The organism is Chitinophaga agrisoli, assembly GCF_008386695.1.
GTDB lineage: Bacteria > Bacteroidota > Bacteroidia > Chitinophagales > Chitinophagaceae > Chitinophaga > Chitinophaga agrisoli.
Window position 1 is genome coordinate 763,633 of sequence record NZ_VUOC01000002.1, and the last position, 13,290, is coordinate 776,922.

General features: G+C 47.4%; 12 protein-coding genes and 1 tRNA gene. 11 read left to right on the forward strand and 2 right to left on the reverse strand.

Annotated elements, in window-relative coordinates:
* Window positions 1-276: 276 nt before the first annotated feature.
* Both F0L74_RS10455 and F0L74_RS10460 read left to right on the forward strand, forming a co-directional pair.
* A tRNA-Pro gene (locus tag F0L74_RS10455) sits at window positions 277-350 on the forward strand.
* Window positions 351-622: 272 nt separating this feature from the next.
* On the forward strand, window positions 623-1,597 hold the full coding sequence (locus F0L74_RS10460) for a hypothetical protein (RefSeq protein ID WP_149837813.1): 975 nt from the start codon (window positions 623-625) through the stop codon (window positions 1,595-1,597).
* Between the two features lie 265 nt (window positions 1,598-1,862).
* On the opposite strand, the gene F0L74_RS10465 is transcribed toward F0L74_RS10460, so the two are convergent.
* Together F0L74_RS10465 and F0L74_RS10470 are read right to left on the reverse strand one after the other, a co-directional pair.
* Window positions 1,863-2,756: a CorA family divalent cation transporter gene (locus F0L74_RS10465; protein ID WP_149837814.1), complete on the reverse strand. Its 894-nt coding sequence runs from the start codon at window positions 2,754-2,756 to the stop codon at window positions 1,863-1,865.
* A gap of 43 nt (window positions 2,757-2,799) precedes the next feature.
* Window positions 2,800-3,279 carry a DUF417 family protein gene (locus F0L74_RS10470; protein ID WP_149837815.1) on the reverse strand — a complete coding sequence of 160 codons (480 nt, stop codon included), beginning with the start codon at window positions 3,277-3,279 and terminating at the stop codon, window positions 2,800-2,802.
* 661 nt (window positions 3,280-3,940) lie between these two features.
* Between F0L74_RS10470 and F0L74_RS10475 the strand changes: the two genes are divergently transcribed.
* From F0L74_RS10475 to F0L74_RS10510, 9 genes are all read left to right on the forward strand, one after another.
* Entirely contained in the window at window positions 3,941-6,505 is a 2,565-nt protein-coding gene (locus F0L74_RS10475) for a hypothetical protein (RefSeq protein ID WP_149837816.1), read from the forward strand.
* A gap of 89 nt (window positions 6,506-6,594) precedes the next feature.
* Window positions 6,595-7,122 carry a hypothetical protein gene (locus tag F0L74_RS10480; protein ID WP_149837817.1) on the forward strand — a complete coding sequence of 176 codons (528 nt, stop codon included), beginning with the start codon at window positions 6,595-6,597 and terminating at the stop codon, window positions 7,120-7,122.
* Window positions 7,123-7,225: 103 nt separating this feature from the next.
* Window positions 7,226-8,176, forward strand: coding sequence for a helix-turn-helix domain-containing protein (locus tag F0L74_RS10485; protein WP_149837818.1), 951 nt, complete (start codon window positions 7,226-7,228; stop codon window positions 8,174-8,176).
* 129 nt (window positions 8,177-8,305) lie between these two features.
* Window positions 8,306-8,878 (forward strand): DUF8737 domain-containing protein, encoded by a 573-nt coding sequence (locus F0L74_RS10490; RefSeq protein ID WP_149837819.1) that lies wholly within the window; start codon window positions 8,306-8,308, stop codon window positions 8,876-8,878.
* Window positions 8,879-8,885: 7 nt separating this feature from the next.
* Complete coding sequence (locus F0L74_RS10495; RefSeq protein WP_149837820.1) at window positions 8,886-9,851, forward strand: alpha/beta fold hydrolase; 966 nt, start codon at window positions 8,886-8,888, stop codon at window positions 9,849-9,851.
* Window positions 9,852-9,985: 134 nt separating this feature from the next.
* Window positions 9,986-11,260 (forward strand): neutral/alkaline non-lysosomal ceramidase N-terminal domain-containing protein, encoded by a 1,275-nt coding sequence (locus F0L74_RS10500; protein WP_149837821.1) that lies wholly within the window; start codon window positions 9,986-9,988, stop codon window positions 11,258-11,260.
* A 51-nt stretch (window positions 11,261-11,311) separates the two neighbouring features.
* A complete protein-coding gene (locus F0L74_RS10505; protein WP_188315948.1) occupies window positions 11,312-11,911 on the forward strand; it encodes an RNA polymerase sigma factor in 600 nt (199 codons plus the stop codon).
* Window positions 11,912-11,981: 70 nt separating this feature from the next.
* Window positions 11,982-12,653, forward strand: a complete 672-nt coding sequence (locus tag F0L74_RS33240) for a hypothetical protein (RefSeq protein ID WP_188315949.1) — start codon at window positions 11,982-11,984, stop codon at window positions 12,651-12,653.
* Window positions 12,574-13,158: a FecR family protein gene (locus F0L74_RS10510; RefSeq protein WP_188315950.1), complete on the forward strand. Its 585-nt coding sequence runs from the start codon at window positions 12,574-12,576 to the stop codon at window positions 13,156-13,158. Before F0L74_RS33240 ends, F0L74_RS10510 begins: the two co-directional genes overlap by 80 nt.
* Window positions 13,159-13,290: the final 132 nt, after the last annotated feature.

Below are 13,290 nucleotides of genomic sequence, written 5' to 3' on the forward strand. Positions count from 1 at the left end.
TTTGAGGATATGCGGTTAGCATAGGTTTTCCTTTATACTGGATTGTATTTTCTGGTTTTGTTTATGGTTTTGAGTAAAGTGGTTTTCAATATCGGTACTAATTTAAAATATTATTTTGCTTTGTTATATTATTTGTAGGGGAAATTTGTTGTTGGTAATTCCGGTTCATATGTAACAGATTGATGGGCTGATCAAAAAAATTGGGATAAAATTTTTAGAAATGAAAAATATGATTACTTTTGCATCCCCGTCAGTGAAAACACTGGCACGTCAGTTCGGGACGTAGCGCAGCCCGGTAGCGCACTTGCATGGGGTGCAAGGGGTCGCTAGTTCGAATCTAGTCGTCCCGACAGAATGAAGCTCAGCAGCAATGCTGGGCTTTTCTATTTTATAATCTCCCGTAGCGCATCCCGCTATGTCGGGAGGTCGTTAGTTTCTTCATCATATATTACCCGGCCTATAGTATAAAAAAAGCCTAAATTTGCCTACTTCATGCCCCTTTAAAAAGAGTACAAAACATTGCTGGTATGAAATTTACTATTTTGTCATGGTGTTAACTTGTGTATTATAATCAGATTCCTAAATAGAATATTGTTAATCTTTCCTTAGTAAAATCTATGAAATGAAAAAGAACATTGCTTTTTTAATGGTTATTTTGACCATTGTTGTTGCCTGTAACAAAACAGATAAAAATGAAGACAAACCAGCTCCTTCGACAGGAAAATATGCCGTCCAATTTAGTGCTTCGGGGTTTGGTATAAGCGTAGAGGATCTCGGTAAAATGAGCGATCCTAATGCCAGAACGCCGGCACAGGACACGTTAAGGAAGTATGCGAACTATCTTTATCTGTTTATTTTCGACTATGATGCTAATCAGAAACCTTTAAAACAAATTGTGCAAACAAGCGCAGACTCCAGTTTCGGAATGATCATGGACTCTTTACCTACCGGTAAATATAAGATAATCATGATCGCTTCTAAAGATACGGTGAAGGTTTACAATAAGATACCGCAGGATTATTATGTACTGTCGTTAGGAACACCAGGAACTGATATGTTCCTAAAAAGGACAGTTTTAGAAGTAGCAAACGGACCTATTAACCAGGATATGGCTTTAAAGAGGGTTGTTGGCAAACTGAAGTTAACGATCACCGATAAAGTTCCTAATGGTACTACCAGTGTGCAAATGCATGTTGAAAGATATCCATTATATGACCCGGCAGGGATGGGAGATCCATATAAGAATGAGTTTACCGATTTGATATACCTTGCTGATGCGACGCTGCTGGATGATGTGGGTAACAGAGGTGGAGTTAGTATTATGAAGGCAGCCGGTGACTCTGTAATAGGAATGACCAACCTCAGTTTTGAGACTTATTTATTGGCATTCGACCAACGGCAGGCTACTGTCACCGTTACATGTTATGGAGATAATAACAAGGTGATCGCTGGTAAAACCATACCTGCGGTGCCCATATTTCCGAATAGGAGAACGGTGCTGAGCGGTCACTTGTTTGATACTGTGAGCACCGGACTAAAAGGCATAAACGTATCCCTCGACGACACATCATGGTCCGATATTCCAATTGAATTATAAGCAGCCGGTTCGAATCTGATTGTCCTGACGGAATTAAAGGATGGGACTAGATGAGCACAATAAAAGCTTATCGACAACGCTTAAGCTAGTAAAAACAAAATACTTTTATATCATTATAAAAAGAGGCCGTCTTCTAAAGCAAGAGTCGGCCTTTTTTCATTTTGGGCTATAACCGGACAATCTTTTCCGATCTTCCGGTCTTTAAGCGCCTAATCTCCTTTAGGGCATACTAGTCAACCATTAAACAAACCAGCACAAATATTATTTACAACAACCTTCTTCGTTTAAACCATAAAAAGATCAAAACCGTTACTGCCACCAATAATGCAACGACCATGGGATACCCAAAACTCCATTTAGTTTCCGGAATATTAAAATTCATCCCATAAAGACCTACAATGAAACTAAGTGGAAGAAAGAAAACAGAGAAAATGGTTAACACACGCATCGTCTCGTTTGTACGTTGTGAAGACACGGAGAAATAAATATTTAACAACTGATGTACGTTGTCAGCTAATACATCAAATGAGTTATGAAGCTTAGTATGCTGATCCAAAACATCGCGGCTATCCATTGTCTGCTGTTGTGCATGTAAGAATCTGACAACCTCCGCCGAGAGAACAAATATACGTTTAAATATATCCGCCTTTCTCTTAAGATAATAAAGCCCTTTTAAAATCGGCACATTGTTCGGCATTAAGAAAATGTCTTTCTCAAAATAATCCACCGCAGTCGTCATAACGTCGAGGGATTGAAGATAGGTCTTTAAACCAATCACGAGTAATAAATTGACAAGTTCCAGGCTTGAGAGAGGATTTGCACCCAAAACAGGTTTAAATGATGGCTCAGACAGAAAGGCACGCTTATAGCATACAGACAGTACAAGATCATCGGAGTAAACCAGATAAATAGGGTCGCTCAGCTCCTGTATGCTATCAGCCTCAGCAACATTGTTTATACTATTAATACGAAACACAACAAGCACATAGTTATCTACACGCTCGTACTTAGGCAGCTGGTCCATTTCTCCGCAATCACTCAATAAAGAGGGGGGTATTTGATATGCTAATGAAATCTGCCTGATCTCCTCATCAGTAGGCATCGTAACATTAATCCATTTGAAGTTACTTCCATGCCCAAGTAACATTTCCTGTATCATTAATGCCTATATCCAATTAGTCGTCAAAGTAAAAAATAACCTCTTAATTCTTTCGTTGTGTCTGTCGTCCAAAAAAGGTAAAAAGATACAATGCACTGCCAAAAAGAGTAACATCCTTCAGTAAGAAACCGCCAGTACCTGTTGGTCCATATAGTCCATCTGCTTCCGTCACCGTACCTGGCGTACTAATAAAGAAAGTAAATGTTACAAAAAACATGATCATCGTCATGATCGTTGCGATCAACCCTACACGTGGTTTAAAAAATCCGATTATGATGCCCACCGCTGCAATATATTCATAAATACCGATTGCGATGCTGGATCCTTGAATGCCTAATATTGCCTGCGTCCAACTGACTAAAGGGCTGTTCCCAATCAACGGGGCAATACCCGTTGCTTCAGTTGGCGTAATCTTCTGTGCACCTATCCAAAAAAGAACAAGACAAAGACCAATGCTAATAAAGATCGCCGGAAAATTCTTCTTTTCAGCCCATAAGGCCAGTGATTTAATTCTTTCCATCATACTTTTTTATTATTAACAGTACAAAAGTGTACCCGGATTGGATGCAAGTAAATATTATTCTTGCCTTTTAGCATTGATATTTGTCACATAATTGATTAACTCTTATTAGCGCGATGCCTGTTATCAGGTGGATACCGGCAATATGTTTATTACCGGTTACCGCTTTTCATCCGATACCCGCATTAAAAATCTTTAGTATATTACAGTGGGTTATAAACCTTTTTAAATAGCTATACCGTCCCTCATAGTCATGCCATACGATAGCAAAAGCGCCGGACCCGCTAATACTGCTGCCCCTGTAGCAGCAGTTAACCAAAGATCCTCTGGAACATCCCTGCCAGCTGTCCAGCCTTTACAAGCGGCTCAGGTGGAAGAAGGCGCTCATGATAGCCTTCCTGTTCAGCGTAAAGCATTCTCCCTGTCTCCCGCAGCAGCGAAACCACCTAACGATCCGCCGGCTACAAAACGATTTCAATTAAAGCCGGATAAGGCCGGCCTTTCGGATAATTTGACGGCCAAGCGCCAGGTATCTTCAGTAGCGCCCGTGGTGCGGCAGCTTATGCGGAACAATTCCGGCGGAACTGCGCCCATACAACTTATGAGAGCCAATGAAATCCCCGTAGATGCTAAGGGCCATCCAATAAAACAAGGCCAGCGATTTTTGATTCTACCGGGAAACGGGGAGCCAGACGCTGCACCCCTGATAGGTACCTTTATAGCGAGTGAAGGCGGACCTGGTTATGGGAATTTCAAATTCAAGTTAGACGATGGTCGTTCCATAAGTGTCTCCGGCGCCACCGAGTTGCAAGAGGCGGGTGGAGCTGCTACCGGGGGACCAGGCAGCCCAGGTGCAGGGCACTGGGACGGCCAGCCTGCGGACAATCCTTATGCCATATTTGATGATGGCGGCTCTTTAGACGATAGCCTTCACTCACCGCTGGACGAGTCCCGGCTCTTTTGGGCGGATAGTCCGTCCTCTTCTCAGGCGTGGGGTGATCATTCATTCCCATTACAGTCTGATTTGTTCGCCGGCGCCTGGAGCAATGATGCAGCCCCGCCGTTGCCCGCCCATCATTCCGGATGGGGGATTGGTCCTTCCTCTCCGCCGGCGCCCACCCCTTTATCTCCGCCAGGGAACAATCCTTTCTTCCTGCCAACGCCTGTCTCATCCCCGCCGTTGGCGGGCGGCCCGTTGCCGTTCCCGCTTAGAGGTCCGCTATCACCGGGGAATGGCGCGTCCTTCCAGCCGTTTGATGTTGGTTCCTTCCTGACAGATAATAGTCATATAAGCTGGCCGCCGAGTGGTCATGTATCTCCACCCCGGAGTCCTTTTTTACCGTCAGGTGATGACGATACATCGCCGCCATTTAGTAACACTCCTACCCCGGTAGATGAAAGTGAGTCATACGGACCGCCGCCTGTTCCTCCTTCCCCGGTGGATAGCAGTTATTTATTTCCGCCAACGGGCAGCCCGTTATTTTCCACGTTCGGGAGTCCGCTATTACGAGGAGGCTGGGCGCCAATCACGCCGTTTAATATTGGTTCCTCCTCCGCAAATCATAGGCATCTAAGCCGGCCGGCGGGTAGTCACGTACCCTCGCCATTGGATGCTTTATTCCCGGCGGGGAGCGGCCCTGTATCGCCTCCATTTAGTAGCGCTTCCACACTGGTAGATGACAGTGAGCCAAACGGACCGCGCCCTGTTCCTTCCTTGCCGCTGCATTATCCATCGCAGCCGGTGGGCGGTGGTTCATTTCCGCCGGCGCCTGTCTCTCTATACCCGCTGGGGAACAGCCATTACCTTCCCCCATTGCCTATCTCTTCCTTCCCGATAGCGGGCAGTCCTTTTTTACCACCAGCGCCCACCAGTACAACCACAACCACAACAACGACCAGTACCTCATCCACCATAGTAGGCGATCCCTCAATACCTGCTACACCAGTAACAGCAGCTCCTGATGCTGCGGATGCGCAAGCGGGTATCCAGGGACCAGGCCTGCCGGCAAAGAGGGCAAGGCTGCTATTCGCCGCTATACAGAGCAGGTACAACCCAACGGAGCTAATAGAAAAGAAAGCGTTATTAGAATTCGGGGCAACCGTTGACGGAATCAACGACAAGACGGTGAAAGACGCTATATTGGCATTGCGTAAAGCAGGACTGCTGTTTCCTCCTTTTCCAGGTCCCACATTAGGCGCCGTGCAAAACTTCAGCCTGAATAGCCAGCACATCGAAGTGAGAAGGGGTAAGCGGGGTAAAGCCCCGGCCAATAAGTCGTTGACCGACTATATCGACCGGCTTGCCGGGGAGTTGGGTATCAGCGGTGGTAACAAACATGACACGGTGCAGAACACCCTGATCCATCTGATCAATTCTGATCCGGCCGATAAAGACCTGATCCAGCACCGTGCGGAACTTATCCGTCTTTTCCAGGATAAATCTGCCGCCCAATATTATACGGATTCATTCGTACGGGCAGGCAGTGAGCATGAGCAACTGATTACCAGGTTAACGGCAGAAACTGTGCTGCGTGATCTGCAACATCCGGAAACGCTCCCCCGGGATCGGTCAGGTAGAACAGTCACCCATCTGGATTTGCAGCGGGCCACCAATGTGCCCACCCAATGGGTGGTACTAAAGTCTACCACCTCGCACGATGACCAGGGAGGTAGGGTTAGCCAAAACCATCATCCTACCAGTAAAAAACTGATCTCGTATGCAGACACCCAGGACAGTCAGAAATTGCACAGCTCCCAGGGCAGTGGCGATGGCAGCTCGCCCCATTACCACGAAGAGCTGGGAAGAAGGATACAACGGCGGCAAAGCCTGCTGGCATTGAACACCGATTTGGCAACAGTTAATCATGAGCGCCTGGCAGGCAGAGATGATATTTTGAGCATACCCGCCTCCAAACGTGTAAGACAAACCTATCAGCAAACAGACGGTACTACTTTACGCTTCGACGTGGAAGCCGAGTTGCACACCATTGCCCGTAACGTTGAAGTACGGAAAAAGAAGTTGTTGCATCTGACAAGGCAGGTACATGAGTCCATCTCAGATACGCCATTTCCCTACCAGGATACGCTGCCCCCAAGGGCTGATTCGCCTACATTAATGGCGGCACTGCCAGGAACGCCTCAACACTACAGCCAGTTTGGAGACGAAGAAGAGGAAGAAGAAGGAAAAGGGAAAGAAAAAGAAAAAGACGATGAGGGGGAGCGGGATTAGTTTAACGCGTAAAAGCCTGCCATACTAAAAATATTTCAGGCTTTTTTATTATATCAGCTACCTTCGCAACCATAATTATACTTTTATCTATGAAACGAAGAAACATCCTGTCAGTTGGCCTCATGTTATCCCTTTCAGCCTGTAACATGACTACCCCAGAGGAGTATTTTGATAGAACTGTTTTGAATGCGAACTTAATTAGCCATTTTGGCGGCAAGGAAATTTATGACATGCTTCAGGGAGATCCCCAATCCTACGATGAAAAAAGCAAAAAAATGGTCCCCTCTTCCTATGTAGATCAGGTAAAATGGAGGATCGGATCTACGGAGAAAGCATACAAGGATATTCTGGAGATGAAGGAAACGGAGGAGACAAAGGCTATGCTCGAAGCTTCCAAAGATCTATTCAGCTTCGCGGTTGATAAGGAAAAGAACGGGTATCTTTCCATTGCGGCGATGAAGGATGCACACGCCCCGGATGATTCGATCAAGCAGGCAGTCAGTAATTTCGATCAGCAATACCAGGATACGTTTGGTCAGAAGTATGATAAGCTAATGGAATTGGGCAAGGCGTATGCCGATAAAAATCATCTCAAGGTTGGATTCACTAAATTTTAGTAATGGTTGCCGGGCGGCATTTTAATTGAAAGCTTCTTACAAGAAAGGCTGTCTTATTGCTGAGACGGTCTTTTTTTGCCAACTTCGTCGTACCTTTCCGCCAATGATCTTCCATGAATTTCCTGATCTTAGCTGGCTGAAAAACCAGATTGCACAAGGGTTCAGTAACCGGATGGGATGGGATAACCTGCCGCTGGATACCGAAGGCTTTCCCAGTGTGATCATCCACACAAAGGTCAGGGAATGTTTCCGTCCCGATATACAGGGGCCATTCTCCTTTTTTCTGAACCTGCGCGGAAACAGTCTTTGCAGTGTAGACCGGCAGACAACCCGCATTGATGAGGATAACTATTTTGTCAGTAACCGCTCCCAACTATATACCCTCCAGGTCGAAGAACATTCCAATGACACAGAAACTTTTAACATCCATTTCGGGGAGTTCTTTAGCGGATCTGTGCTTAATTCCCTGGTAACGCCTGCGGACAGCATCCTGGATGCCGGCACAGCAAAACAATTGTCTCCGGTTGCCTTCTTTAACCAGCTACACCGCCGGGATGCCAGCTTCAATGCCCTGATCCGGGCTATACTGATCTCAGACAAAGAAATGGGCCCCAGCAAACTCCGGTTTGAAGAACAGCTGGCCTCCCTCCTGTCGTATCATTTGCAGCAACACCGCCACATTGCCGGCATTGTAAACAATCTGCCGCCTGTCAGGAAGGCTACGCGCGTGGAGATCTACAAACGCCTTTCCCGGGCAATGGACGTGCTCCGTGCCGGCTTTTGCGAAGAAATAAGCCTGGACCAGCTGGCGGCGGAAGCCTGCCTGTCCAAATATCATTTCTTACGGTTGTTCCGTACAGCGTATGAGCTATCCCCCTATCAATATATCCAGCACCTGCGGATCGAAAGAGCCAGGGCTTTGCTCGCCAACTCCGTGCTCCCCATAACGGATATTGCCACATTGCTGGGATTTGACAATGGCCAGTCCTTCAGCCGGCTTTTCTATCAGCGGATGGGGCTTTATCCTACCCAATACCGGCACCAGTCAAAATAGCAATTTTGGTTATGCCGCTTTTGCGCGGAACGTCTGAACTTTGTGTCCTTATACGATGCAACTATGTCAAGATCCGTTTTTCGCACAAGTCTAGTCCTGCTGGCAGCCTGGCTGCTAATAATAAGCATATTGGCAATACGCGGCTTTTATGCTGATTTTTCCCATCTGCCTCCACGGCTGGTCTTCGCCCTGTTGCCGCCTTTACCGGTGGTGCTGCTCTTCGCCCGTTCGCAGGCTGGCAAACAGTTTTTACAGCGTATTCAGCCCCAATGGCTGATCTACTTACAAGCGTTCCGTATCCTCGTTGAAATAGCGTTATGGTCACTCGTGCGCAATGGCTCCCTGCCTGTGCAGATGAGTTTTGAAGGCCGCAATTTCGATATCCTCTCCGGCCTGCTGGCCTTCCCTGTAGGTTATTATTGTTTTGTAAAAAAGAGCTGGCCGCCGGTAATTGCACAGGTATACAATATAATGGGCCTTCTGCTGCTGGTAAATATTGTCGTTATTTCCGCTTTATCTATGCCAACTCCGCTGCGTGTGTTTCATAACCAGCCCGACAGTTCCCTGGTAACCACGTTCCCTTTTATCTACCTGCCAGGCCTGCTGGTGCCCCTGGCCTATACCCTCCATATTCTTTCCCTGCAGCAATTGAGACTGTATGGCCGTTCCATTGCAGGTCAGTCTGCATTAACATCTAAATAAACAGATCATGCACATCATTTCAGCAAACGAGTGGTTCCGGCTGGGCAGCCGCCTGCCTTACGATCCGGTAGCTAAAAGCATAACCGATACAGATAAAGCAATACGCTTAAACAGTTTGTTTGCATTCAATAAATATCTTATCCATTCAAAGCACGATCCAAATGAGGCCATTTCCTTCCTCCCTGGGTTTCCATCCGGTTCTTATGATTGGTCTAAAATAGATGCTTTGATAGCCCAACAACGTCCGCTTAACCGGCTGTATGTTGAGTATATAGGGCAGGGAGAATCAGACAAACCTGAAGACTACCCCTATTCAACGTTCGAAAGGGCAGACCTGGTAGAAGCGCTGTGGAAACATCATCATATTGACACTACTGCTGTGGTAACATTTGACTATTCTTCTTTAGTGGCCATGGAGCTCCTCCGGAGGCAGCAGGAAAAGATAGAAAAAGGTATACAACCCTCCACGATTATTACCAAAGTATTATTTATCAATGGCGGGTATTTTACGGATGGACACTCTCATCCCATATTCACCACCCCGCTGCTTAAAACCGGCCTGGGAAAAAGAGGCACTATAAAAGCGCAAACATCCAACCCCACATTCAATAGAATGATAAAGGGTATGTGGTCTAAAAAATACCAGGTCACCGAAGCCGAATTGGCCGAAGTACGGGAGGCTATCAGGAGAAGGAACGGAACCTTATTCCTCCACTATGCCGCCGGCTTTGTAGATGAGCATAAAGCGAATGGAGAGCGGTTAAACCTGCTCTTCATCGTTGAAAAAATGCACCGTAACGTTTCCTTTCATATTATAGGCAGCGATAAAGACCAGTTTGAGCCCAGACAGGTAAAACTGGCAAAAGAAAGAATAAGCAAATATGGCGTGGACATACAGATACTATCCGGCGGGCATATGATCACAATGGAGCAGCCACAGTTAATAGCGGATAAGATCCTATCGATATCATAATGCCACTTATTTTGACGTATGATGCAAATATTTCAATAGCTCCCGCGGGCGGTCAGCTATCACAATCTTAAGGATCCAATAGTGTACTATTCAGATTTATTGCTATTTTGTTACCCGCCTAATAGTACCCTGTTATGAAAAAACTACTCTCCGTTGCCATCCTGATCTTTGTTACCATAAGCGCTTTTGCCGATAGCGGCAGGCTGCTCGCTGGCGCCAGCAAGATCAACATCACCCCAAAAACAGATCAGCCTATCCACGATTCTGTTTATGCCCGTAGCCTGGTGCTGGATATGAACGGGCAGCGGCTCGCCTTTGTGGCGCTGGACCTGCCCATTTTCACTACAGACAAACTGGAAGAACGCTGCAAACAGCAATATAATATCGCCAGGGTCATATTCAGCTCATCGCATAATCATTCGGCGCCGATGGTAGATAACAAGATCACCTTTGCGGTAAGTAGTCCGTTTCAGCCTTTTTATGAAGAGCAGATCATGCAACTTATCGGGGATGCCGTATCGCACCTGTTCCCGGCTAAAATAGCAGCCGGCAAACGCAGTTTCCCGCAACTGGGCTTTAACCGTTTGATCGTACGGGAGAATGGCCATGCTAAAGAATCATGGATAGCGGATGACCACTATCGTGTAGAGAATCCGGAACGTATTCCCTTTGGGCCGGTAGACCCGGAGGTAGGGGTGCTCCGGATCACCGATCTGCAGGATAACACCCGCGCACTGATCATGAACTATGCCATGCATGCGGATGTGGTATGCTTTAACTACGCGGTATCCGCAGATTACCCCGGCGTAGCTGCCCGTAAGGTGGAAGCCGCTTTCGACAATAAGGTCACCTGCCTGTTCATAAATGGCGGAGGCGGTAATATTGAATCCCTGATGATCAGCCCGCGCCGCTCTGGGCCCAATGATCCCGTACAAACCAATTACGAGCCCATGGAACGTACCGGTGAGTTGCTTGCCTGGGAAGTATTGAAACTGGCAAAGAGTATCCCTATGCCAGCCAGCGATCAGACAGACATCAAATATAAAATAGACTCCCTGCAATTCGTGGGCAGGTACGATCCCAAACGGGCGTTCAATGTGCACCTCATCACCATGATCATCAATAACCATATTTCCATAGCCGTTTGTCCCGGCGAAATGTTCGTACAATTTCAGCTCGACTGGAAAGAGAAAATGAAGCTGGCCTCTGCGGATGGCTTTTTGTTTGGCTATTCATGGAGCGGCGGCAAATGGCCGGGTTATATTGCAGACGTGCGCTCCGCTGCATTAGGCGGCTATGGCGCCGATGGTGGTAACGTGATACAGATAGGCGCTGGGGAAACGATCATGGTAAAACACCTGCAGAATTACTACAAACTTACAGGCCTTATGAGCGAGCAGGCAAAGTGATGCAATATCCCGTTTTTACCCTACATTTATAACTAAATCGGACCACGTTACTTGAATCCCAACACCTTGAATAATGAGGGGATATTACTGGAGCTGCTTGCCAACGGCAGTGAAGAAGCCTATACAACTGTATACCGGCATTATAGCTGGCATGTCTATGAAGCAGCCATGGTATACATGAAAGAGCCCGGCCTTGCCAGGGAGATCGTACAGGAGGTATTCCTGAAGGTCTGGATAAAACGGGCGCAGTTCAACAAAGTGGAATGCCTGAAAGACTACTTATTCATATTGTCCCGTAACTGCATCTTTGACCATTTCCGGAAAAAAGCGGTAGCTATTGCCGCGCAGGCGCAACTCTTACAGCGGCAGCCGTTAATGGTCAATGATACAGACTACCGCGTGCAGGAGCAGCAATACAGCCAGCTGTTGTACGATGCGGTAGCGGCCATGCCGCCCCAGCGCCGCCGTATTTATATGCTGGCCAAAGAAGAAGGGCTCTCCTATGCCCAGATAGCTACCCGTATGCATATTTCCAGGTTCACGGTAAAAAACCAGATGGCGCAGGCATTACAGTTTATCCGTATTTATATCGACCGTCATTACAATCTGCTGTTACCCCTGGCAGCCATCGAATGTTTCTTTTGCCGTTAACCTGGAAAAAAATTTCCATCCGGATAGTCCTCCCCTTTTTCCCGCACGTCTTTATCCTGAACGCAATACCATGACAGACCAGGAATTTCTGATCTTACTCGACAAGTATAAGCGCAATGAGCTTGGCCAGGAGGGCATACATGTCCTGATGCAGGAGATCGCACAGGGCAAGCGCGATTCCCTGGTGCAGGAGGATATTCTCCGGACCATGGAAGGTTTTGACGATGAGCAGCGCACATTAACGCCCGGAGCTGAAGATCAGATCCTTTCAGGACTGCTGGGCACTATCCGTCCGCCGGCCCGCAGAACATTCCTTGTCCACTATGGCTGGCATGCCGCTGCCGCTGTGTTGCTGCTGATACTGACCGGTGGCGCGTTCCGCGCCTGGCAATCGCATAAGAAACCGGCTGCACTGGTGGCGGCCAGCACCGTCCGCCAGCCCGATGCCGCGCCCGGAGGTAATAAAGCCTTGCTGACATTGGCAGACGGCGCTATAATAGCGCTGGACAGTACCCATACCGGCGCTTTGACATCACAGGGCAATGTTAGTGTATTCGCCCGCTCCGGACAGCTGGTGTACAACGAAACCACCAGACAGCCGGCTGCCGGCATCTCTTATAACACATTACGTACCCCCAAAAGGCGGACAATATCAGCTCATATTGCCGGATGGCACCAAAGTATGGCTCAATGCGGCTTCTTCATTGCGCTTCCCAACGCGGTTCACCGGTGCAACCCGTAACGTTGAGCTTACCGGTGAGGCATATTTTGAAGTGGCAAAAAATGCGGCCGCCCCGCTCCATGTGAAAGTGGAGGGTATGGACATCACCGTACTTGGCACCAGCTTTAACATTATGGCCTATACAGACGAAGACGCTATCAGGACCACCCTGCTGGACGGCGCTATAAAAGTGGCCAGCGGACAAGCGCAACGCATACTAAAGCCCGGGCAACAATCCTCCCTGGACCCCGGAGGCGCCATCAAACTGATCACCGATCCCGACATAGAACTGGCCATTGCCTGGAAGAATGGCTTCACCTCCTTTAGAAGCGCAAATATCAGGACCATTATGAGGCAGGTGATGCGTTGCTATAATATAGACGTGGAATATGAAGGAAATATCCCTGAGCGCGTATTTACCGGGGATATCCCAAGGGACGCCCATCTCTCTGAACTGTTGCAATTGCTTGAAGTAAGTAAAGTACGTTTTAAGATGAAAGACACTAAACTTGTTGTAATGCCGTAGCATTCTGTTATACTATTTATCGTAAACCAAAATCTCATCGCTATGACTAAAGGTCCATAGGCGGTAAAGCTATGCCCCACGGGTACCGCCGGCTTATGCCTTATCAACCGTAAAGAACCTTTATTTATTAAA

Coding starts and splice junctions, on each gene's coding strand:
- F0L74_RS10460 (WP_149837813.1), top strand. CDS start 623: ATGAAAAAGAACATTGCTTTTTTAATGGTTATTTTGACCATTGTTGTT.
- F0L74_RS10465 (WP_149837814.1), bottom strand. CDS start 2,756: ATGATACAGGAAATGTTACTTGGGCATGGAAGTAACTTCAAATGGATT.
- F0L74_RS10470 (WP_149837815.1), bottom strand. CDS start 3,279: ATGATGGAAAGAATTAAATCACTGGCCTTATGGGCTGAAAAGAAGAAT.
- F0L74_RS10480 (WP_149837817.1), top strand. CDS start 6,595: ATGAAACGAAGAAACATCCTGTCAGTTGGCCTCATGTTATCCCTTTCA.
- F0L74_RS10485 (WP_149837818.1), top strand. CDS start 7,226: ATGATCTTCCATGAATTTCCTGATCTTAGCTGGCTGAAAAACCAGATT.
- F0L74_RS10495 (WP_149837820.1), top strand. CDS start 8,886: ATGCACATCATTTCAGCAAACGAGTGGTTCCGGCTGGGCAGCCGCCTG.
- F0L74_RS10500 (WP_149837821.1), top strand. CDS start 9,986: ATGAAAAAACTACTCTCCGTTGCCATCCTGATCTTTGTTACCATAAGC.
- F0L74_RS33240 (WP_188315949.1), top strand. CDS start 11,982: ATGACAGACCAGGAATTTCTGATCTTACTCGACAAGTATAAGCGCAAT.